Source organism: Methylobacterium endophyticum (assembly GCF_050591105.1).
GTDB lineage: Bacteria > Pseudomonadota > Alphaproteobacteria > Rhizobiales > Beijerinckiaceae > Methylobacterium.
Window position 1 is genome coordinate 15,247 of the sequence record NZ_JBNHES010000006.1, and the last position, 22,212, is coordinate 37,458.

19 protein-coding genes are annotated in these 22,212 nt (G+C 72.6%); 13 read left to right on the forward strand and 6 right to left on the reverse strand.

Annotated elements, in window-relative coordinates; genetic code table 11:
• Positions 1-6: 6 nt before the first annotated feature.
• The 3 genes from ACP56T_RS08645 to ACP56T_RS08655 all read right to left on the reverse strand — a co-directional run bounded on the left by ACP56T_RS08645 (position 7) and on the right by ACP56T_RS08655 (position 3,058).
• Positions 7-1,605 (reverse strand): TadG family pilus assembly protein, encoded by a 1,599-nt coding sequence (locus ACP56T_RS08645; protein WP_430911743.1) that lies wholly within the window; start codon positions 1,603-1,605, stop codon positions 7-9.
• A gap of 68 nt (positions 1,606-1,673) precedes the next feature.
• Entirely contained in the window at positions 1,674-2,120 is a 447-nt protein-coding gene (locus ACP56T_RS08650) for a TadE/TadG family type IV pilus assembly protein (RefSeq protein WP_430911744.1), read from the reverse strand.
• Positions 2,121-2,218: 98 nt separating this feature from the next.
• Positions 2,219-3,058, reverse strand: a complete 840-nt coding sequence (locus ACP56T_RS08655) for a 3-oxoadipate:acetyl-CoA acetyltransferase (RefSeq protein WP_430911745.1) — start codon at positions 3,056-3,058, stop codon at positions 2,219-2,221.
• 217 nt (positions 3,059-3,275) lie between these two features.
• Here ACP56T_RS08655 and ACP56T_RS08660 point away from each other — a divergent pair, with 217 nt between their 5' ends.
• Positions 3,276-3,935, forward strand: coding sequence for a glycosyltransferase (locus ACP56T_RS08660; protein WP_430911746.1), 660 nt, complete (start codon positions 3,276-3,278; stop codon positions 3,933-3,935).
• Here the strand turns inward: ACP56T_RS08660 and ACP56T_RS08665 are convergent.
• Together ACP56T_RS08665 and ACP56T_RS08670 are read right to left on the reverse strand one after the other, a co-directional pair.
• Positions 3,851-4,240, reverse strand: coding sequence for a thioredoxin family protein (locus tag ACP56T_RS08665; RefSeq protein WP_430911747.1), 390 nt, complete (start codon positions 4,238-4,240; stop codon positions 3,851-3,853). The genes ACP56T_RS08660 and ACP56T_RS08665 overlap by 85 nt on opposite strands.
• A 139-nt stretch (positions 4,241-4,379) precedes the next feature.
• Entirely contained in the window at positions 4,380-5,366 is a 987-nt protein-coding gene (locus ACP56T_RS08670) for a LacI family DNA-binding transcriptional regulator (protein ID WP_430911748.1), read from the reverse strand.
• Between the two features lie 219 nt (positions 5,367-5,585).
• Between ACP56T_RS08670 and ptsP the strand changes: the two genes are divergently transcribed.
• From ptsP to ACP56T_RS08725, 11 genes are all read left to right on the forward strand, one after another.
• Positions 5,586-8,138 (forward strand): phosphoenolpyruvate--protein phosphotransferase, encoded by a 2,553-nt coding sequence (gene ptsP, locus ACP56T_RS08675; protein WP_430911749.1) that lies wholly within the window; start codon positions 5,586-5,588, stop codon positions 8,136-8,138.
• On the forward strand, positions 8,135-9,088 hold the full coding sequence (gene pfkB, locus ACP56T_RS08680) for a 1-phosphofructokinase (protein WP_430911750.1): 954 nt from the start codon (positions 8,135-8,137) through the stop codon (positions 9,086-9,088). Before ptsP ends, pfkB begins: the two co-directional genes overlap by 4 nt.
• 54 nt (positions 9,089-9,142) lie before the next feature.
• Positions 9,143-10,837 carry a fructose-specific PTS transporter subunit EIIC gene (locus tag ACP56T_RS08685; RefSeq protein ID WP_430911751.1) on the forward strand — a complete coding sequence of 565 codons (1,695 nt, stop codon included), beginning with the start codon at positions 9,143-9,145 and terminating at the stop codon, positions 10,835-10,837.
• Positions 10,838-10,902: 65 nt separating this feature from the next.
• Entirely contained in the window at positions 10,903-12,393 is a 1,491-nt protein-coding gene (locus ACP56T_RS08690; RefSeq protein ID WP_430911752.1) for a carbohydrate porin, read from the forward strand.
• A 189-nt stretch (positions 12,394-12,582) separates the two neighbouring features.
• Positions 12,583-13,548, forward strand: coding sequence for a glycosyltransferase family 2 protein (locus tag ACP56T_RS08695; RefSeq protein WP_430911753.1), 966 nt, complete (start codon positions 12,583-12,585; stop codon positions 13,546-13,548).
• Positions 13,549-13,553: 5 nt separating this feature from the next.
• Entirely contained in the window at positions 13,554-14,612 is a 1,059-nt protein-coding gene (locus ACP56T_RS08700) for a glycosyltransferase family 4 protein (RefSeq protein ID WP_430911754.1), read from the forward strand.
• On the forward strand, positions 14,609-15,781 hold the full coding sequence (locus ACP56T_RS08705) for a glycosyltransferase family 4 protein (RefSeq protein ID WP_430911755.1): 1,173 nt from the start codon (positions 14,609-14,611) through the stop codon (positions 15,779-15,781). The genes ACP56T_RS08700 and ACP56T_RS08705 overlap by 4 nt, the downstream gene beginning before the upstream one ends.
• Complete coding sequence (locus tag ACP56T_RS08710) at positions 15,781-17,172, forward strand: polysaccharide biosynthesis/export family protein (protein WP_430911756.1); 1,392 nt, start codon at positions 15,781-15,783, stop codon at positions 17,170-17,172. The genes ACP56T_RS08705 and ACP56T_RS08710 overlap by 1 nt, the downstream gene beginning before the upstream one ends.
• A gap of 85 nt (positions 17,173-17,257) precedes the next feature.
• Positions 17,258-18,640: a chloride channel protein gene (locus ACP56T_RS08715; protein ID WP_430911757.1), complete on the forward strand. Its 1,383-nt coding sequence runs from the start codon at positions 17,258-17,260 to the stop codon at positions 18,638-18,640.
• A 64-nt stretch (positions 18,641-18,704) separates the two neighbouring features.
• On the forward strand, positions 18,705-18,884 hold the full coding sequence (locus ACP56T_RS08720) for a DUF1328 domain-containing protein (RefSeq protein ID WP_430911758.1): 180 nt from the start codon (positions 18,705-18,707) through the stop codon (positions 18,882-18,884).
• 28 nt (positions 18,885-18,912) lie between these two features.
• Positions 18,913-19,764 (forward strand): SDR family oxidoreductase, encoded by an 852-nt coding sequence (locus ACP56T_RS08725; protein WP_430911954.1) that lies wholly within the window; start codon positions 18,913-18,915, stop codon positions 19,762-19,764.
• A 254-nt stretch (positions 19,765-20,018) separates the two neighbouring features.
• On the opposite strand, the gene ACP56T_RS08730 is transcribed toward ACP56T_RS08725, so the two are convergent.
• Positions 20,019-21,707 (reverse strand): lysine--tRNA ligase, encoded by a 1,689-nt coding sequence (locus tag ACP56T_RS08730; RefSeq protein ID WP_430911759.1) that lies wholly within the window; start codon positions 21,705-21,707, stop codon positions 20,019-20,021.
• Between the two features lie 285 nt (positions 21,708-21,992).
• Here ACP56T_RS08730 and ACP56T_RS08735 point away from each other — a divergent pair, with 285 nt between their 5' ends.
• Complete coding sequence (locus tag ACP56T_RS08735) at positions 21,993-22,208, forward strand: hypothetical protein (protein WP_430911760.1); 216 nt, start codon at positions 21,993-21,995, stop codon at positions 22,206-22,208.
• Positions 22,209-22,212 lie beyond the last annotated feature (4 nt).

Here is a 22,212-nt window from a genome sequence, read left to right on the forward strand (position 1 = left end):
GGGCGGTCACTGCACCAGCACGGCCTGGTCGCAGCGCGTGCCGTCGACGGCGACATCCGCGTTGCCGAGGCGGATGCCGAGGGTCCGCAGCGTCGCGTCGAGCACCGAATCGATCAGCGGCGCCGCCGCCCCGAGGGTCGCCGACAGGGCGGGCTGGAGCAGCGGCGAGATCCCGAGCCCGTTGATGTCGAGGGTCATGCCGTCGAGGAGGCTTCGGGTCAGGGAGCCGGTCAGGCCGGTGGCCGAAACGCTGCGGACCGTGTGCCGGGTGATGTCGTCGTCCGAGAAGGTGAGCGTCCGGGCATAGGAGCCGCCGATGCTCGCCCGCGCGCCCCCGTTCACGCTCAGCGGCGGCAGGAGCAGGGCCAGCAGGGGCGCGGGCCGGCTCAGGTCCGGCCCCGTGCCCGTCGCCGTGATCGCCGATTTCGCCACGTTGGCGATGGCGAGGCTCGCCACGCCGGTCTGGACGTCGATGGCCACCGAACGCTGGCTCGGGCTCGACCACGGGCATGTCACCGAGCGCAGGGTGGCCTGGGCCGAGGCCGCCTCCACGTAGACGGGGAGCGAGAGGGTGCCGAGGCCGAGGGGCGCGTTCAGCGTGGTCTCGATCAGGAGCCGCGTCTGGGCGGTGCGCACCGTCGCGTTGCTTCCGCCGGGCTGGACCCAGCCGGAATCCTGCCGCCGCTCGCCGATGGCCAGGGTGAGCTGCGTCCGCAGCAGGCCGGGGACGGAGGCGCCGAGATCCACCGAGACCTGCCGCGCGCCGTTCGCCACGGAGGCCGTCGCCGAGACGAGATCCATCAGGCCGAGCATGGGGCCGGCGGTGCCGCGCGACGGGGCCAGGGCGCCCGAATCGCCGAGATCGGCGATGTTGGCGACCCGCACCAGGGGCGTCGTGCCCGGCAGGGCGCCGATCATCGCGCCGAGTGCGGCGCTGGCGCCCGGCTGTCCCTGCACGGCCACCCGCAGGGCGGTCAGGATCTGCCCGACATTGGCATTGGCCGCGACCACCTCCGAATAGCTCGCCGCCTGGAGGCCGATGCCCGTCGAGAGCGCATCGAGGAAGCGGAAGGCGTCCACCCGTGCCGACAGCAATGCCGAATAGTCCATGGCCGAGAGGGTGAGCCGGGTGCCGAGCATCGCCCCGAGGACGGCGTTGGCGATGCCCCCGTCGAGGCTCGCGAGCCCGGAGCCCACCGAGAACGAGGCGAACTGCGCCTGCGCCGCCACCCCCGAGGCGCGGATGCCGACTTCCGCCGGCAGGCCGAGCACGCGGGCGAAATGCGGTCTGGCCGTGGTCGCCAGCACGATGCGCACGGCGTTCGCCGGCGTCCCGCCGGGCTGGAAGCGGTTGGCGAGGCTCGCGCCGGTATCGGCGGCGTAGCGGCCCGGCACGATGCCGATGGTGGCCGATCCGAAGCCGTTGTCGGCGAGCGAGCGCCGGGCGAGGGCGTCGGCGCCGGCGGGATTGGCGGCGGCCACCATGGCGGCGATGTCGACGGCGGCCTGGGCCCGGCGCGAGGTCTGGAACAGCAGGCCGAGATCGATGCCGAGGGCGGCGGCGCCCATCAGCCCGGTGGCGCCCACCGCGAAGAGGACCGTCACGGACCCGCGCCGATCCCCCGGGCCCAGGCGCGGAAGGCGGAACGGCCCTGCTCCGGGCCGGCGGCCCGTCACAGCCCGCCCTTTCGCACGCTGACGGTGCTGCGCATCGCCTGGGACGGCAGCGGGACCAGCTTGGCGAGCGTTCCGATCCCGAGGGCCGACGCGTCGTAGCTGAGGGTGACGGTGTAGAGGGTCGGATCGCCCGCGTCGGGGCCGACCTGCACGTCGATGCTGCCCGGTCGGAAGAAGGAGCCCGAGGCGAGGCTGTTGGCCACGCGCTGCTGGGCGAGGCTCGCCCGTTCGGCATCGGTGACGCCGGCGACGGAGGCGCGCGCCGCCTCCCCCGCGAGCTGGCGCAGGGTGTTGGCGGCGCCGAGGAAGATGCCGAAGGCGAGGATGCCCGCGAGCAGGACCAGCAGCACCGGCGTCACCAGCGCGAACTCCACCGCCGAGCTGCCGCGCAGGCAGGCGCGGAAACCGTCTTGCGCTCCGAGGCGCATCCTGCGTCGCATCATCGCCGGCCTCCGGATAGGGTTGCATAAATTGCTTTACACAACCCAAGGTGGAGGCGCGGCGTTAACGGACGGTTTCCGGCGTGCCGGTCTCCGCGTGGTCAGGCCACGCTCGCCAGGCCGAGCATGGCGCGGGCCTCCGCCGGGCTCGCGGGGCGGCGGCCGTGGCGGGCGGCGGCCTCCACCGCGAGGCCGACGAGTTCCGCGTTGCTCGCGGCGAGCCTGTCCTTCGACACGCGGACATTGTCCTCGAGCCCGGTGCGCACGGCATCCGCGCCGCGGGCGAGCGCCCAGTCCATGACCCGCGCCTGCTCGCGGCCGATGCCGGCGGCGGTCCAGGTCGCCTCGGGCAGGACGAGGCGCAGCTCGGCGAGGAGCGTGTCGAGCAGGCGCTCGACGGCCGGCATGGCGTTCTTCACGCCCATCACGAACTGGACGTGAGGGCGCGGGCCGATCAGCCCGGCCTCCTTCAGGCGCAGGGCGCCGTGCAGGTGCGAGAGGTCGAAGATCTCGATCTCGGGCCGCACCCCGTGCTCGCGCATCAGGCCCGCGAGCTCGTCGACCAGGGAGGCCGGGTTCTCGTAGACGATCGTCGGGAAGTTCACCGAGCCGGTGGAGAGGGAGGCCATGTCCGGCCGGTGGCGCAGGGGCAGCCCGCGCGCCGACGGATCGCGCCCGCGCCCGCCGGTGGAGAACTGCACCACCATGCCGGGGCAGTGCCTGCGCAGGCCCTCCTGGACGGCGGCGAAGCGGTCCGGGTCCGAGGACGGGCTCTCGTCGTCGTTGCGGACATGGATATGGGCGAGGCTGGCGCCGGCCTCGAAGGCTTGCTGCGTGGACTCGATCTGCTCGGCCACCGTGATCGGGACGGCGGGGTTGTCTCTCTTGCGCGGCACCGAGCCGGTGATGGCGACGGCGACGACGACGGGTTTCCTGTCCATGGCGTTCCTATCCCCGCGGATCGGCCGTGCGTCCGCTCTTGGGGCCACCTTACGCCGCCTGCCCGCTTCCAGGCATCTCGCCGCGACGGGCTGGAGCGGCGCGGTTCAAGATTCGTTAATCGAAGCCAATGATTGTGTTTTTGCGCGTTATGCAACCGAGGATTGTTTTTCTCTAGGCTGCCGAGCGCGATGCCGCCACCCGGAAGGGCTCGCCACCATGATTGCGACCGGCCTCAGCATCCTGATCGTCACCGACAACGCGGGCGACGATGTCGGCACCTGCCTGTCCCTCGTCACCGAGAGCCGGATCGGACGCGGCTGCGAGGTGATCGTGATCGACAACGCCTCGATCGACGGCACGCCGGAGCTGATCGCCGCGCGCTTCCCCGAGGTTCGGCTCATCGTACAGAGCGAGAACCACGGCGTTTCCGGTGCCCATGCCATCGGCTTTGCCGCCTCGCGCGGCGCCTACCTGCTGCTTCTGAGCCCCGACGTCCTGCTCACCGATCCCGACGCGGTGGCGGCCATGGCCGCCCGGCTCGACGCGCATCCCGACCTCGGCGCCATCGGTGCGCGGCCGGCTCCTTCGGACGACAGCCATCAGGCCGGCGATGCGGGCGGGTGGCGCGGCGTCTGCGTGGTGATGCGCCGGGAGGCGGTCTTCGCCATCGGCGGCCTCGACGGCGAGGGCATCGGTTGGCGCGGGCGCCTGGAGGATGCCGGCTGGCGGGTCGGCGATCTGCCGGACATCGCCGCGAGGTGTCTCCGGAGCGGATCGGCCGGAAACGGCGATCAGAGCGTCTTCTCCACGAGCCCCTCGATCCATTCGGGCTGGGTCTCGCCGACCGAGCGGCCGACCTCCTTGTCGCCCTTGTAGGCGATGAGCGTGCTCTGCGAGCGCGCGTCGAAGCGCTTGAGCACGTCCTTGCGGCTGTCGAAATCGATGTCGAGGATCACGAGCTCCTTGAAGCGCGGATCGGCGGCGAGCTTCTCCAGGATCGGCTTCTGCGCCTTGCAGATCGGGCACCAGGGCGCGCTGACCTTGACGAGGATCGGCTTGCCCGCCGCCTGCGCCGCCGCGAAGGCGGCGTCGCTGTAGGGGGCGGTCTCCCCGGCCAGGGCGGGGACGGCGGCGTGGAGGGCGGTCGCCGCCCCGAGGAGGATCAGGAGACGGCGGTTCATGGCGGCGCTTCCTCGCTCCGGTCCCGCGCGCGGCGTCGGCGGACCGGTCGCGTGCGATATAGTGCGCGCCGGACCTTCCGTCCGCCGGCCGCCGCCGCCTTTCGGGCGGATCCGGCAAACGATCCCGTGAGGTCCCGGCTCAGCCCCGGCGCCGGGACGAGCCGCGCAGCACCGCGCGCCCGCTGAGCACCACCTTGCGCACCGGCTGGTCTGGTTCCTTCAGCCGGTCGAAGAGCAGCCGCATCGCCTGCGCGCCGATCTCGGCCACCGGCTGCTCGATCACCGTGAGCCCCGGCTCCACCAGCTCGGTCCAGGGCTCGTTGTCGAAGCCGGCGAGCGCCAGGCTCCCCGGAACCGAGAGCCCCAGGGCGCGCGCCGCCCGCAGCGCGCCCATCAGGATCAGGCCGTTGGAGAGCACCAGCGCCTCCGGCGCCTCGGGCGAGGCGAGCCAGACCCGCGCCTCGGCCTCCGCGGCGGCCGCGTTCGGGGGGACGGTGCGGGCGGCGGCGGCCAGTCCGTGGCGGGCCATCGCCGCCGCGTAGCCCGACAGCCGCTCCCGCGCCGTGGAACTCGTGGAGCCGAACAGGCCGCCGATGCGGCGGAATCCCTCCGCGACGAGATGGTCGACCAGCGCCGCGCCGGCCGCCTCGTTGTCGAGCACGACGCTGTCATGGCCGCCGGGCGGCCCGGCGCGGTCGATGAAAACCACCGGGAAGGGGAGCGCCTCCGTGGCGAGCATCTCCGCCGTCGCGCGCGTCGGCGCGAAGATCACGCCGGTGACGCGCTCCTCCTCCATCAGGCGCAGGTACATCGCCTCGCGGTCCGGGTCCTCGTCGGTGTTGCACAGGATCACCCGCATGCCCGCCGCGTAGGCGGCGTCCTCCACCGCGCGGCTCACGGCGGTGAAGAAGGGGTTGCGGATATCGGCGACGACGAGGCCGACGGTCTGGGTCTCCTGCGAGCGCAGGCGCCGGGCCGAGAGGTTCGGGCGGTAGCCCGTGGCGCGCACCGCCGCCTCCACCTGGGCTCGCAGCGCCTCGCTCACCGGGCCCCGCCCGAGGGCCCGCGAGACCGTCGCGGTGGAGACCCCCGCCGCGCGGGCGACGTCGCGGATGCCGACGCTCATCGCCGCCCCGCGAGTCGGCTCCGGGGTTCCGCGCGGGCTTCCGCAGGCCATCTCGGGGGAAACGTTTTCAGCATCATGCCCCGGTTCTGCCAGCTTCCCCCCGGAGCGGCAAGACGCTGTCCTGCACAATATCGCCGGTTGCCGTTGACATCGGAACTGAAAACGTTTTCAGTCGGCTCAAGCCAAATGGCGCACCATCGATACCGGGAGGAGCACGCCATGCTCGCACGGACACCCTCGCACAGGCCGCGCCTGCTCATCCGCACCGGGGCGAACCCGTCCGGCAAGGAGGCGGCGATCCGCGAGGCGGCGCAGCTCCTCGTGGCGGCGGGCTGCATCGACCCCGCCTATCTCGACAGCATGCTGAGACGCGAGGAGGTGGCCAACACCTTCCTCGGGCATGGGGTCGTCATCCCGCACGGCATGGTCGACGACCGCCACATGGTGCGCGAGAGCGGTCTCGCCGTGCTCCAGATCCCCGAGGGCATCCTCTGGCACGACGGGCAGGTCGCCCATCTGGTGGTGGCCATCGCCGCCCAGTCCGACACTCACATCACGGTGCTGCGCCGCCTCACCCGCCTGATCCAGGACGAGGCGCGGCTCGATCTCCTGCGCCGCACGCAGGACGCCGACGACATCGCCGCCGCGCTTGAGGAGGACGCCGCGCGGCCCGGCGCCTCCGGCCCGGCGACGGACCTGCGCCAGCGCTTCGACTGGACGGTGGACTATCCCACCGGCCTGCATGCCCGGCCCGCCGCGCGCTGGGTCGAGGTCGCCCGCGAGTGCCAGGCCCGCATCCAGGTCCGCGCCGGGGCGCAGGTGGCGGATGCGCGCAACCTCATCTCCCTGCTGCAACTGGGCCTGCGCTGCGGGGACGAGGTGACGATCTCGGCCGAGGGCGACGACGAGGCCGGGGCGCTCGCCCGCATCTGCGCCTGCGTCACCGGGCTCAGCGCCGGGGAGAAGGCGGCGGCCCAGCGCTCGGCGGAGGCCGCCGCGCGGGCGGCCGAGGCGGCGTCCGGTCCGGTGGCCGGCTGGAACCCCGCCGACAAGCCCCGCACGGTCGCCGCCATCGGCGCCAGCCCCGGCATCGCCATCGGCCCGATCCATGTGCTCGCCAGCGCCGAGATCGCGGTGCCGGACGAGCCGGAGCCGCTGACCAGCGCCGGGGACCGCCTGCACGCGGCGCTCGCCGCCACCGGAGACCAGCTCAAGGCGCTCGCCGACGACACCGAGCGGCGCCTCGGCAAGGGCGACGCCGGCATCTTCCGGGCGCAAGGGGAGCTGATCGCCGACACCGACCTCATCACGCTCGCCTGCCAGCTCATGGTCGAGGGCCACGGCGTCGCCTTCGCCTGGAACGCCGCCGTCGAGCGCCTGGCCGGCCAGCTCTCGGCGCTCGGCAACCCGGTGCTCGCCGGCCGCGCGGCGGACCTGCGCGACGTCGGCCGCCGGGTGCTCGCCCAGATCGACCCCTCGCTCAAGAGCGGCCACGACCTGCCGGACGTGCCCTGCATCCTGATCGCGTCCGACCTCGCCCCCTCCGATACCGCCGGGCTCGACCCGTCCCGCGTGATCGGGCTCGCCACGGCCCAGGGCGGCCCGAGCTCGCACACGGCGATCCTGGCGCGCACGCTGGGCATCCCGGCAATCGTCGCAGGCGGGGCCGGGCTGATGGCGCTCGGCAACCACACCACGGCGGTCCTCGACGGCGGCACCGGCCGCCTCTATCTCGACCCGAGCGAGGCGGACCTCGCCTCGGCCTCCGCCTGGCGCGACGCGCAGCGTGCCAGGGCCGAGGAGGAGGCCCGCGAGCGGGCCCTGCCCGCCCGCACCACGGACGGCCATGCGGTCGCCATCGGCGCCAACGTCAACAACCCCGAGCAGGTGCCCTTCGCCCTCGACCAGGGCGCGGAGGGCGTCGGCCTGATGCGCACCGAGTTCCTGTTCCTGGAGCGCGGCGACACGCCCTCCGAGGACGACCAGTACGCGACCTATTCCGCCATGCTGAGCGCGCTCGGCGGGCGCCCGCTCATCGTGCGCACCCTCGACATCGGCGGCGACAAGCAGGTGGCGCACCTGCGCCTGCCGCATGAGGAGAACCCCTTCCTCGGGGTGCGCGGCGCCCGCCTGCTGCTGCGCCGGCCCGACCTGATGGAGCCGCAGCTGCGCGCCCTCTACCGCGCCGCGAAGGACCATGTCCCGGCCGGTGCGCCCACGGGCAAGGACGCGCCGCTCTCGATCATGATGCCGATGATCACATCGGTGCCGGAGGTGCTGCGGCTGCGCGAGGTCTGCGAGCGCATCCGCGCCGAGATCGGCGCTCCGCCGGTGCCGCTCGGGATCATGATCGAGGTGCCCGCCGCCGCCATCCAGGCGGACGCGCTCGCCCGGCATTGCGACTTCTTCTCCATCGGCACCAACGACCTCACCCAGTACGCGCTCGCCATCGACCGCCAGAACACCGAGCTGGCGCCGGAGGCCGACAGCCTGCACCCGGCGGTGCTGCGTCTCATCCGCATGACCTGCGAGGGCGCGGCGCGGCACGGCCGCTTCGTGGGCGTCTGCGGCGGCATCGCCGGGGAGCCCTTCGGCGCGGGGCTCCTCGCTGGGCTCGGGGTGCACGAGCTCTCCATGACCCCGCGCGACCTGCCGGCGGTGAAGGCGCGCCTGCGCGCGGCGAGCCTCGCGGAGCTTCGGGCGCTGGCCGAGCGGGCCTGCGAGCAGGAGGACGCCGCCGGCGTCCGGGCGCTGGACGGAGCCGCGTCGTGAGGCCCGTCGTCACCCTCACCCTGAACCCGGCCATCGACGAGACCGTCACCCTCGACGCGCTGCGTCCCGGCGAAGTCCATCGGGCGAGCGCGGTGCGGGTCGATGCCGGCGGCAAGGGCGTCAACGTCGCCTGCTGCCTCGCCGATTGGGGCTTGCCCGTCGCCGCCACGGGCGTGCTCGGCCAGGACAACGCCGCCCCCTTCAACGAGCTGCTCGCGGCCAAGGGCATCGACGACCGCTTCGTCTGGATTCCGGGGGAGACCCGCACCAACCTCAAGCTCCTCGACGCCGGCACCGGCGCCACCACCGACATCAACCTGCCGGGGCTCGCCGTGAGCGCGGGCCACCTCGCCACGGTGCGGGCGGTGCTGCGCGAACTGGTCGAGGCCGGCGGCCTCGCGGTGCTGGCGGGCAGCCTCCCCGCCGGCCTGCCGGTGGATCTCTACGCCGCGCTGTCGCGCGAGCTGAAGGCGCGCGGCGCCCGCGTGGTGCTCGACGCGTCCGGCAAGGCGCTTGCCGCGGCGCTCGCCGCCGAGCCCGACGCCCTGCCCTACGCGATCAAGCCGAACCGGCACGAGCTGGAGGAATGGGCCGGCCGGCCGCTCCCCGACATCGCCTCCGTCGCCGGGGCGGCGACGGCCCTGCGCGAGCGGGGCATCCCCCTCGTCGTCGTTTCGCTCGGGCCGGAGGGGGCGCTGTTCGTGTGGGAGGGCGGCGTGCTGCATGCCCGCGCCCCGGCGATCCGGGTGGCGAGCACGGTCGGCGCCGGCGACGCGCTGGTGGCGGGGCTCGTCGCCGGCCTCCATGCCGGGCTCGACATGGCGGGCACCGCCCGGCTGGCGCTGGCCTTCGCCGCCGGAAAGCTCGCCCGGCCCGGCGCCAACCTGCCCGGACGCAGCCTCGTCGAGGGCATCGCCGAGACGATCCGCGTCGACGGGATCGGGATCTGAGGGGCGCCCGGCGCCTCCGCGACGGACAACCAGAACAACACCGGGAGGATCATCATGGCACGGCTCTTGGCGGTGGTGGGCGGAGCGGAACTCCCCACCCATGCCGTTCTCGCCCTCGAGGCGCTGCGCAAGGCCGCCGGCCGGCGCAACCAGCCCCTCGCGCTGGAACTGCGCGGGCGCGGCGGCGCCTTGTCGGACTCCGCGATCCGGGAGGCGCAGGCCGTGCTGCTGGTGGGCTCGGGCGATCTCGGCGAGAGCCGGTTCGAGGGCCTGCGCCGCGCCCGCGTCGCCGTCGAGGACGTGCTCGCAGACGTGAACGCGGTTTTCGACCGGCTGCTCGCCGGCGGCGAGGAGGCCGCCCCCGCGACGTCCTCTACCAAAAGAATCGTGGCGGTGACGTCCTGCCCGACGGGCATCGCCCACACCTTCATGGCGGCGGAGGGGATCGCCGCCGCCGCGGAGGCGCTGGGCCATCACGTCCGCATCGAGACGCAAGGCTCGGTGGGCGCGCGCGACGCGCTGACGCCCGAGGAGATCGCCCAGGCCGACGTGGTGCTGATCGCGGCCGATACCGGCGTGGACCGCGCCCGCTTCGCCGGAAAGCGCGTGCATGCCGCGAGCACCAAGGCCGCCATCCGCGACGGCAAGGGCCTGATCGCCACGGCGCTCGCCGAGGCGCGGGTGCAGGACGCGGCCAAGGCCGAGGATGCGGCGCGTCCGGCGGCGGCCGAGAAGAAGCCCGGCGCCTACAAGCACCTGATGACCGGCGTCTCCTTCATGCTGCCCTTCGTGGTGGCGGGCGGCCTGCTCATCGCGCTCGCCTTCGCCATCGGCGGCATCGACGCCATGGCGCCGGGCCATGCCGGGACGCTCGGCTACGCGCTCGGCGAGATCGGCGCCAAGGGCGCCTTCGCGCTGATCGTGCCGGCGCTGGCCGGCTACATCGCCTATTCCGTCGCCGACCGGCCGGGCATCGCGCCGGGCATGATCGGCGGGATGCTCGCGGCCAATCTCCAGGCGGGCTTCCTCGGCGGCATCGCTGCTGGCTTCATCGCCGGCTACAGCACGCGCTTCCTCAACCGGCACATCCGCCTGCACAAGAACCTGGAGGGCCTCAAGCCGGTCCTGATCCTGCCGCTGCTGGCGACGCTCGTCACCGGCCTCCTCATGGTCTACGTGGTCGGCGTGCCGGTGGCCGCGATCCTCGCTGGCCTGACCGGCTGGCTCAAGGGCATGCAGGGCACCAGCGCCGTCCTGCTCGGGCTGATCCTCGGCGGCATGATGGCCGTCGACATGGGCGGGCCGATCAACAAGGCGGCCTACGCCTCCTCCGCCGCGCTGATCGCGTCGGGCGTCACCGGGCCGATGGCGGCGGCGATGATCGGCGGCATGACGCCGCCCCTCGGCATCGCGCTGGCCACCCGCCTCTTCCCCGGCCGCTTCTCCAAGCCCGAGCGCGAGGCCGGCGGCGCGGCCGCCGTGCTCGGCGCGGCCTTCATCACCGAGGGCGCGATCCCCTTCGCCGCCGCCGACCCCCTGCGGGTGATCCCTGCCATGGTGGCGGGCTCGGGGCTCGCCGGCGCCATCGCGCTCGGGCTCGGCGTCGAGCTGAAGGTGCCCCATGGCGGGCTGTTCGTGCTGCCGATCCCGAACGCCGTCACCAACGTGACAGGCGCCCTGATCGCGATCGTCGCCGGCACGCTCGTCACCGGGCTGCTGGTCGGCCTCCTGAAGAAGCGGGTCGCCTGAGGCGGCCCTCCACCATCAACCCGGCGCCAGACCGGGCCCATCGCGAGACGACAACGGGGGACGACATGCGGGACTATCGGATCATCCTGGCCGCCCTGGCCTTCGGAACGGCGGCCTTCGACGGGGCGGCCCTGGCGCAGGGCGCGCCGCCGGACCTCGGCACCGGCATCGCCGTGCCGGCGACAGTGGCCCGGCCCGGTACCCGCGCGCGCCGCCCGGCGACGGCCCCCGGCCAGGGCTTCTCCGGCGCCGACAGCGCGGCCGAGGCCGCCGACACGCTGGGCCAGACGGCGACCCCGCCGACCATCGCGCCCGGCGTTTTCGACCTCGGCAACGGCCTCTCGATGCTGATGAACTACACCGGCCAAGCCGCCGCGAACCCCGTGGGCGGCATCCGCCAGGGCTCGGAATATGCCGGCCAGCTCTTCTTCGGCATCGACGGCGACCTCGACCGGATCGCCGGGATCGCGGGCGGCTCCTTCCATGTCGCGGTGACGAACCGGCACGGGCGCAGCCTCTCGAACGACCTCATCGGCAACAACACCTCGGTGCAGGAGATCTTCGGCGGCGGCCAGACCACGCGGCTGACGCTGATGACCTACCAGCAGAAGCTCTTCGACAACCGGCTCGACATCGAGGTCGGGCGGATGGTGGCGAACATCGCCTTCCTCAACTCGCCGATCTACTGCAACTTCCAGACGAACTCCGCCTGCGGCAACCCGACCTTCGTGTTCAAGACCTCGAACTTCACCTTCTGGCCGGTGGCGAGCTGGGGCGGCCACGCCAAGGCGTGGCTCACCGACAAGGTGTTCTTCCATGTCGGCGCCTACGAGGTGAACCCGCTCCACCAGCAGCCCGGCGACAACGGGCTCGACTTCTCGACGAAGGGCGCGACCGGCGCCATCGTGCCGTTCGAGCTCGGCTACTCCACCACCTTCGCCAACGATCCCCTGCCGCGCAACTACGGCATCGGCGGCTGGTACGACGCCTCGGACTATGCCGACCCGGTGCGCGACATCACCGGCCAGCGCGCGGTGCTGACCGGACTGACCCCGGCCACGCGCTTCGGGCGCTCGGGCGTCTATGCCCGCTTCGACCAGATGGTCTGGCGCCCCGATCCGACCGCGCCGCAGGGCCTGACCCTGTTCGGCGTCGCCATGGCCGGCACCTCGGGGCGGCTGACGGAGGACTACTTCCTCGAGATCGGCGCGCTCCAGACCGGCACCTTCGCCGGGCGGCCCTTCGACACCGTGGGCTTCGTCATCAACACCCAGAAGTTCAGCCCGCTGGCGCTCGGCAACATCACGGCCGCGCAGGCGAGCCTCGGCATCCTCCGGTCGATCCCGAGCCAGCAGGTGATGATGGAGCTGAACTACGGCATCCAGCTCTCCCCCGCGATCCGGGTGACGCCGAACCTGCAATACATCGTCAACCCGGACCAGACCCGCTTCCCCTACCGGACCCGGAACATCCCCGACGCCTTCGTGGTCGGCGCCAAGCTCTCGGTCGACCTGTTCACCCTGGCCGGCCTCGCATCGGGGCCCGGCAGCAAGTAGAGCGCGGAAGACGGTGGACAAACGCCGGCCGCGGGCCGGTCCGTAGTCTTCTGCGGGGCGCCGGCCTCAATCTTGCGCCGGGGCGATGCTAGACGAAAGCAGCATCGCCCCGGATCCGATCGTGACACAGCGCGCCGCAGGATTGGTTATCGCCTTCGTCCCGGCCGCCCCGGATCGGGACGGCCGCGCATGAGCGGGACGCCACCCTTCGTCAGCGTGGTGGTGCCGACCCACAGGCGCCGCGAGATGCTGCTGCGCCTGGTCGCGTCCCTGCGCGCGCAGGACTATCCGGCGGACCGCTACGAGATCCTCGTCGTCCACAACGCGCCCGACGACGGCACCGCCGCCGCAATGACGGGGCTGGTGGCGGAAGGCGGGTTGCCCGCACTGGCTTACCATCCAAAAAACTTCTCCTCGCCGACGCCCTCACGCCAGTTCGGCGCGGGCATCGCGCGGGGCGATGTCGTCGCCTTCATCGACGACGACTGCGAGGCGTCGCCCGGCTGGATCGCGGCCGGCGTCGCGGCGATGGCGGAGGGCGTCGGCGTCGTGCAGGGGCGGACCCTGCCGCGCTCCGACCAGCCGCGCCGCTTCCTCGAGAAGACCGTCTGCGTGACCGGGCCGACGCCCTATTTCGAGACCTGCAACATCTTCTACCGGCGCGACGCCTTCGCCGGGGTCGGCGGATTCTCCGATGCGTTCATGGAGCGCTTCTGGGGCGAGGACACCGATCTCGGCTGGAAGGTGACGGGGGCCGGCTGGGGCCGCGCCTTCGCCCCGGAGGCGCTGGTGCGCCACGAGGTCTTCCGCCAGAGCTTCCTGGCCTGGCACAAGGAGGCGCTGAACCTGCGGGTCTGGCCGCTCCTCGTGAAGATGCGCCCGGAGATCAGGCGCGAGCTCTACGGCCGCTATTTCGTCAGCCGGCAGTCGGCCGCCTTCGCGCTCGGCGTCGCCGGGCTCGCCGGCGGGGCGCTGGTCCACCCGGTGCTGCTGGCGGCGATGCTGCCCTATCCGGTGGTGCGCGTGGTCGAGACCGGGCGCTACCGCAACCCGGCGGCCATCGCGGCGCGGGTGCTGCTCGGCCTGCCCAGGGCGGCGCTGATCTTCGGGGCGCTCGCCTACGGCTCCGTGATCCACCGTCGCCTGGTGCTGTAGGCGAGATGCGCGTCCTCCTCGCCCATGAGCGCTACCTGCCGGATTCCGGCGGGGGCGGCGAGACCCTGGTGCACCGCCGGGCGCTGCATCTGCGCGCGCGCGGCATCGACGCGCGGGTGCTCTGCGCCGGCGATCCCGTTCTCGCCGAGCACGAGGGCGTGCCGACCCGGCGCCTCGCCCGGCGCCGCCACGCCCTGCCCCTGGCGCTGCCGGCCTTCGTGGCGGAGGCGCGGCGGGCCGATCTCGTCCACGCCTTCAGCTATCACGCCATGCTGCCGGCCTTCCTCGCCGCGCGGCTGACCGGACGGCCGCTGGTGCTGGAGCACATGGCCCTGTTCGGCCCGGCCTGGAGCGTGATGCGCCCGGCCCGGACGGCTTACGCCTATCGCGCCTTCGAGACGGTGCTGACGGGCCTGCCGGCGGACGGAAAGGTCTTCCTCAGCGACGCCTCCCTGGCGCTGGCCGGAGCGCGTCTCGGCCCGCGCACGATCCTGGCGCCGCCCGGCGTCGATGCCGCCTTCTTCGAGCCGGTCGCGGCCGGCGGGAAGGAGGACCTCGTGCTCTTCGCCGGCAAGTTCGAGGCCCGCAAGGGCATCGGCGAGCTCGTCGCGGTGGCCCGCGCCTGCCCGGACATCCGCTTCGCCGCCATCGGCTGGGGCACCGATGTCGAGGCTTTCCGGGCGGCGGCGCCCGAGAACCTCGCCATCCACGAGAGCCGGGGCGACCTCTACCGGACGATGCTCGGCCGGGCGCGGATCTTCTTTTTCCCCTCCTTCGCCGAGACCTTCGGCATCGTCGTGGCCGAGGCGATGGCGCGGGCCTGCGCCGTGGTGGGCACCACCGGACAGGGGGCGGAGGGCGCGCGCGTCGAGGCCGGCGACGTGCCGGGCATGGTCGCCGCCATCCGCCGCCTGTGGGAGGACCGCGACGCCTGCCTGTCGCTCGGCGCGAGGAACCGCGAGCTCGCCCGCCGCTACGACTGGGAGGCGAGCGGGGACGCCGTGCTCGGCCTCTACCGCACGCTGCTGCCCGGCGTGCCCGAGCTGGCGGAGGCGGTGTCGTGAAGGTCGCGGTCTACTACCCCTGGGTCTATCTGCGCAGCGGCATCGAGCGCTCCATCATCGAGCTGAAGCGCCGCTCGCGCCACGAGATCGCGATCTACACCAACCATTACGATCCCGAGGGCACCTTCCCGGACCTGAAGGAGATGGCCGTCACCGAGCTGTCGCGCGTCTCGGTGGAGCGCAGCTACGCGGCGGTGGGCCAGGCGGCCCTCTCCATCGCGCGCACCAAGATCCCCGACGGGCACGACGTGCTGCTCGTCTGCTGCGACGGGCTCGGACCGCTGCTGACCTTCCGCAACCGATCGATCCCGGCGGTCAATCTCTGCTTCACGCCGCTGCGCGCGGCCTACGACGACGCCTATCGTGAGCGCCTGCTCGCCCGCGACGGCGCCTCCCGGCGCCCCGCCAAGATCGCGGCGGAGGCCGCGTTCCGGGCGCTCGACCGGCTGGCCTGGCGCAACTTCGCGAGCGTCATCTCCATCGCCGACACGGTGACGCGGCGCATCACCGAGAACCGGCTCTATCCGGCAAGCGGCATCACGGTGGCCTATCCGGGGATCGAGCCGCTCGCCGCCCTGCCCGAGGCCGAGCCGGAGCCGATGTTCCTGATCCCCGGCCGGATCATGTGGACCAAGAACATCGAGCTCGCCATCGAGGGCTTCCGCCGCTTCCACGACGCGGCGCCCCCGGAGCTGAAGCGCTTCCGGCTGCACGTCGCCGGCATGGTCGACGCCAAGAGCCGGCCGTATTTCGCCAAGCTCCAGGCCCTGGCCGAGGGCTGCCCGGCGATCGCCTTCGAGACCTCCGTCTCGGACGCGCGCATGCAGGCCCTCTACGCCTCCGCCTGGGCGGTGCTGGCGCCGGCCTTCAACGAGGATTTCGGGCTCACCCCCCTCGAGGCGATGGCGCAGGCGCGCCCGGTGTTGGCGAGCGATCGCGGGGGCTTTCGCGAGACCGTCCTCGACGGTCTCACCGGATTGCTGGTCGAGCCGGAGCCGGCGGCCTTCGCCGAGGGGCTGCGGAAGCTCGCCGACAATCCTGAGCTGACCCGCCGTCTGGGGCGAGCGGGCCCCGCACGCGCTGCGGAGTTCACATGGGCGCGATTCGTCGACACAATCGACGTTTCGCTCGACGCCGTCAGGCAGGACGTCAGGCAAGGGTCCCGGTGATGCGTATCCTCCTCGCGGTGCTGGCCGCTCTGGCCTTCGCTCCGCCGGCCTCGGCCGATCCCTTCCGGCTCGGCCCGGACGACCGGGTGGACGTGCGCGTCTTCGGCCGCCCGGACCTGTCGCAGAGCCTCAAGGTCGACGGCGACGGCAACCTGCGCCTGCCGCTCATCGGCGGCGTGCCGGCGGCCGGCGCCACCATCGACGAGGTCGAGGCGCGTCTCGCCGTCGCCTGCCGCGACATCGCCGGCATCCTGGGGCCGCGCGTCACCGTCACCGTGCTGGAGACCGGCCCGATCTTCGTCGGCGGCGCCGTGCAGAGCCCCGGCCGCTACCCCTGGGCCAGCGATCTCACCCCCGCCAAGGCCTATGCGCTCGCCGGGGGCGCGCCGCGCCTCCTCGAGAACGGCGGCCCGCTGCTCGCCTTCGAATCCTACCGCGCCGTCGAGCAGGAGGAGCAGATCAACACCCGCCTCGCCGCCGCCGTGCTGCGCCGCGCGCGGCTCGCGGCGGAGGCCGTCTCGGCGGCGAGCTTCGAGCCGCCGAGGACCTGGGCCGAGGGGCTCACAACGGCGCAGGCCGACGAGCTGCTCTCGCGCGAGCGCCACCTCTTCGCCAAGCGGCGGGAGGCGCTGGCCGGCGAGACCAACAACCTCAAGCGCCAGTCGCAGATCCTGGTGGAGCAGGAGGCCGCCTACAAGGCGAGCCTCGGGAAGAAGGCCCAGCAGAAGGTGCTCTTGCAACAGGAACTCGCCGCCATGGACGGCGAGGCCACCACCGCCCGGCTGGTGCCGGTGACGCGGCTGCTCTCCCTCAAGCGCTCGATCATCGAGGTCGAGAACGACCAGCGCGACATCGAGCGGCGCATCACCGAGACCAAGCTCCAGAGCACCATCACCGAGCAGACCACCGCCAACCTCCTGAACGCGCGGGTCATCGAGGCGTCCGCGCAGCTCGCCGAGGTGGAGCGCGAGCTCGTCGGCCTGCGCGACAGCCTGGAGCCGACCCGGCGGCGCGCCGATGTCGGCCGCCTCGTCATCGGCAGCGGCCGCGCCGCCGGGCGGGGGGAGCGCGACGGGCGGCCCCAGGAGCCGACCTTCTCGATCCGCCGCGAGGTCGACGGCCGCACCGAGGTGATCGCGGCGGGCCCCGACACGAGGCTGCTGCCGCGCGACCTCGTGCAGGTGACGCCGCCGCCCTCCCCCCGCGGCGGCGGCGCCGATGCCGACCGGACCTCCGAGCGGGGCCCGGCGCCGGGCGCGCTCGCCGGGGAGGTGCCGCCGAAACCCGCCGTCGCGAGAGAGCTTCCCCCGAAGGAAACGCCCGCCAAGGACGCCGCCGCGACGGGGGCGATCCCCTCCCCGCTGGCATCGGGCTCGCCGATCCGCCGCTGACCCTCGATCGGCATGAGCGGCGCTGGCCCGGTCCTCGCGACGGGCCGGCCGAGGCATCACGGGCACAGCGGATACCGGCGTGGACATGAGACGGCAGGACGGAGCGGACCGGGCCAAGGCGCCCCGGCGGCGCGTGCGCCCGGCGCTGGCGCGGCTGCGCGGCGCCTCCGTCGACGCCTTCGCGCTGTGGCGGCGGCGCTTGCTGTTCCTGGCCGGCGGCGTCTGCGTCGGCCTCGCGGCGGTGCTGATGGCCAAGCTCGCCGATGCCGCGCAGGACGGGTTCCGCCGGATGCTCGGCCTGTCGCCGTTGCTCGTCCTTGTGCTCGCCCCGGCCGGATTCGCGCTCTGCGCGCATCTCGCGCGCACCGTCTTCCCGAACGCGCAAGGCTCCGGCATCCCGCAGGTGATCGCCGCCCGCCACACCCGCGATGCCGGCCTGCGGCACGCCCTCGTCTCGCTGAAGGTCGCCGGCGGCAAGATCGCGGTGATGACCCTGGGCCTCCTCTGCGGCGGCTCCATCGGGCGCGAGGGGCCGACCGTGCAGGTCGGTGCCGCGATCATGGCGGCGGTCGGGAGGCTGACCCCCGAGCGCCTGCCCGGCCTGATGCTGGCCGGCGGGGCGGCGGGGGTCGCCGCCGCCTTCAACACGCCGCTCGCCGGCATCGTCTTCGGCATCGAGGAGCTCGGCCGCGCCTATGAGAGCCGCTCCTCGGGACTCGTGATCGCGGCCATCGTCGCCGCCGGCCTGACCTCGCTGCTGCTCATCGGCAACTACACCTATTTCGGCAGCACCCAGGCGGTGCTTCCGCCCGGCAGGGCCTGGATCGCGGTGCCCGCGATCGGGCTCGCCGGCGGCCTCTGCGGCGGCCTGTTCAGCCGCATCGTGATCCTGTTCGCGCGCGGCGTTCCCGGCCGGGCGGGGGCGCTGATCGCGCGCCGCCCCGTCGCCTTCGCGGCGCTGTGCGGGCTCGGGGTGGCGCTGTGCGGGCTCGCCTCGGGCGGCACGGTCTACGGCACCGGCTACGAGGAGGCCCGCGCCATCCTCCACGGCGACGCGCCGGCCGCCCTCGACTTCGCGCCGCTGAAGTTCCTGGCGACGGTACTGTCCTCGATCAGCGGCATTCCCGGCGGGTTGTTCGCGCCCTCGCTGGCGGTGGGGGCCGGGCTCGGCGCCGGGCTGCACGGGCTGTTCGCCGACGTTCCCGTGGGGGCGCTGGTGCTGATCGGCATGGTCTCCTACCTCACCGGCGTGCTCCAGGCGCCGATCACCTCCTTCGTGATCGTCACCGAGATGACGCAGGACCATGCGCTGGTGATCCCGCTTATGGTCGCCGCGCTGGCGGCCGACGCGGCCTCCAAGCTCGTCTGCCGGGGCGGGCTCTACCACGCGCTTGCCGAGATCATCCTCGCCAGATCCGATGTCGCCAAATCCGACCCATCCGCGCCGGACCCCGCGCGGAGCGCGTGATCGGGCTGGAACGGTTGAGCTTGGCGGCAGTTATCGCACCGTTCGACTGCCGGAGTTTCGTTGCATGACCCTTCTGAAATGGGCCCTCATCTGCTTCGTCGTCTCGCTGATCGCGGGCGGCCTCGGTTTCACCGGCATCGCCTCGGGGGCGGGCTCCCTGGCCCGCATCCTGTTCGGCCTGTTCCTCATCGTCGCGATCGTGATCGTGGTGATCGCCTTGGCCATCGGGCAGGCGGTCTTCTGAGGCGGCCGTGAGCGCTCCGGTCTCGCCGATGGCGGGAAAGACCTGTCTCGTCACCGGTGCCACCAACGGCATCGGCTATGAGACGGCGCTGGGCCTCGCGCGGGCCGGCGCCCGCGTGGGCCTGGTGGGGCGCGACGGCGGACGCGCCGAGCGCGCGGCGTCCGATATCCGCGCGTCGGTGCCGGGGGCGGTCACCGACGTGTTCGTCGCCGATCTCTCGTCGCAATCCGAGATCCGCCGTCTCGCGGCCGAGGTCCGAAAAACCTATCCGCGCCTCGACGTGGTGGTGAACAATGCCGGCGCCATCTTCGACCGCCGCGAGGAGACCGTGGACGGGATCGAGCGCACCTGGGCCCTCGACCATCTCGGCTACGTGCTGCTGAGCCTGGAACTGCTCGATCTCCTGAAGGCGAGCGCGCCTTCGCGCATCGTCAACGTCTCCTCGGCCGCGCACGCGCGCGAGACCGTAGACTTCGACGATCTGGAAGGCCGGAAAAAGTTCAGCGCGATCAAGGCCTACAGCCAGGCGAAGCTGGGCAACGTGCTGTTCACCAAGGCGCTGGCGCGGCGGCTCGAGGGCACGGGCGTCACCGTCAACGCCCTGCATCCCGGCGTCATCAACACGGGATTCGCGAAGAACACGGGCGGCCTGCTCGGCTTCGCCTGGGGGCTGCTGCGGCCCTTCCTCAAGGCGCCGTCCCAAGGGGCCGCGACCTCGCTGTTCCTGGCCACCTCGCCGACCGTCGAGGGCGTCAGCGGGCGCTATTTCTCGCGCAGCGCCGAGCTGCCCTCCTCCGAGGTCAGCCGGGACGAGGGCGTGCAGGAGCGCGTCTGGGAGATCAGCCTCAGGCAGGTCGGGCGTCCGTCCGCGTCCCTCTGATCCGCTCCGACCACGCGCATCGCCTCTCCTCGCTTGCGGGGAGAGGGCCGCGACGACCTCGTCGTCGGCGCGGCAAGGCGGCAGCCGAGGGTGAGGGGGCGGTTCCGGCAGAGGCTCCTCCGGCTATACCCCCTCACCGCCGCTTCGGCTTCGCCTGCGCTTCCCGCATGCACGACGAAGTGCATGCGGGCCTCTCCCCGCCAAAGCGGGGAGAGGGACACGCGCACCGGCGAACCGCTCGAACGACGGCCGTATCAGGCTCCGGCAGGCGCCGGCGCCAGCGCGCCCGAAATCGCCTTGGCGATCAGCGCCCGCGTCTCCTCCACCCCGTAGAGGGCCACGAAAGAGCCGAAGCGGGGCCCGCGCGCCTCGCCGAACAGCACGTTGTAGAGGCTGGTGAACCACGCCTGCGACACGCCGGGCCGCCCGTCCGGGCTCTTCGCCTTGCCCGACGTATCGGGAAAATGGCGCCGCCCGACCTCGTAGACGATCGCTTGGAGCGCATCCGGATCGGTGGAGCCCTGGTGCCCGTCGAGGGTCGCGAAAAGGTCCTCGAGGGCGGCGCGCTCCTCGGGGGTCGGCGCGCGGTAGGTCTTCGCCGGGCGCACGAAGTCCCGGTAATAGGCGAGCGCGTGGCCGACGAGCCGGTCGAGGCCCGGATGCGTCTGCGGCCCGACATCCGGGGCATAGCGCCGGATGAAGCCCCAGAGCACGCCGGGCTCCTCGGCGTTCGCCACCGTCACGAGGTTCAGGAGCATCGCGAAGGTGAGCGTCGTGCCCTTGGTGTCGGCCGTCCCGCCGATGGTCTCCGGCGCGGGCGGCTCGCCGGCATGGAGATGCCAGACCGGGTTGCCGAGGCGCAGCTTCGCCTCCTGCCCCGGATAGCGGTCGAGGAAGCCGATATACTCGTCGACATGGCGCGGGATCACGTCGAAGAACAGGCGCTTGGCCTCGCGGGGCTTGTTGTACATGAACAGCGCCAGGGAATCCGGCGTGCCGTAGGTCAGCCACTCGTCGATGGTCAGGCCGTTGCCCTTCGACTTCGAGATCTTCTGGCCCTTCTCGTCGAGGAAGAGCTCGTAGTTGAAGCCCTCCGGCGGCTCGGCCCCGAGCGCGCGGCAGATCTGGCCGGAGAGCTTCACGGAATCGATCAGGTCCTTGCCGGCCATCTCGTAATCGACCCCGAGCGCCAGCCAGCGCATGGCCCAATCGGGCTTCCATTGCAGCTTGGCATGGCCGCCTGTGACGGGAGTCTCGTAGCCCTCCCCCGTCTTCGGGTCGCGCCACAGAATCGTGCCGGACTCCGGCCGCACCTCGTCGATGGGCACCTGCATCACCTCCCCCGTGACGGGATGCAGCGGCAGGAAGGGCGAGTAGCTCGCCGAGCGCTCGGCGCGCAGGGAAGGCAGCATGATCGCCATCACCGCCTCGTAGCGGTCGAGCACGGTCAGCAGGGCCTTGTCGAACACGCCAGAACGATAGCATTCGGTCGCCGAGCGGAACTCGTATTCGAAGCCGAAGGCGTCGAGGAAGCGGCGCAGCTCCGCGTTGTTGTGGTGGCCGAAGCTCTCATGCGTGCCGAAGGGGTCGGGCACCTTCGTCAGCGGCAGGTTGAGGGCCTTCTGAAGAAGCTCCTGGTTCGGCACGTTGGTCGGCACCTTGCGCAGGCCGTCCATGTCGTCCGAGAAGGCGATCAGGCGGGTCGGCACCGTGTCCTTCGTCAGAACCCGGAAGGCGTGGCGCACCATGGAGGTGCGCGCCACCTCGCCGAAGGTGCCGATATGCGGCAGGCCGGAGGGGCCGTAGCCGGTCTCGAACAGCACTTCCGCTTTGGGGTTGCGCCCGATCCGCTGGACGAGCTTGCGCGCCTCCTCGAAGGGCCAGGCCGCGGCCGTGGCGGCGGCCTCCAGGATGTCGGGGTCGAGGGTCAGCGGGGCGGTCATGGTCGGGAACGGTCTGCGATAAGGGGCCGGCGCGGGCGCGCGGGGCAAGCCGCCTACCTACGGAGCGCTTACCGCAGGGTCAACGCGGCCGATCGCCGGCCCCGCGCGGCGCCTGGGCGCCGGACGCAGGGTTTCGCCAATATCGCGCGCGGTGAATATTGATATGGCGCGAGCGAATTCATGACTCGTATTTATCCGTGAGTGCGGTAGATTGATTTTTCTTCGTTGGAAGGATTCGCCATGCGCACGGCAATGGTTCTCGTGATCCTGACGGTGGGATCCCTCATGGGGTCCGAAGCTTCGGCGGCCTGTGCGGCCTTCGTCTGCAAGCATCCGGTCTGCCGGTATCGGGTCGACTCCTCGGCCGGTCCGCGCGTGGTGAACCTCGCCGGAGGCGAGCGGCGCATACTGAGCGGGCTCGCGGGGGACGCCGCCTATTGCGATTGGGCCGGAGGCTGCGTGACGCCGATGCGGCCGGTGCGCAGCCTCGGCCCCTGCTGACCCC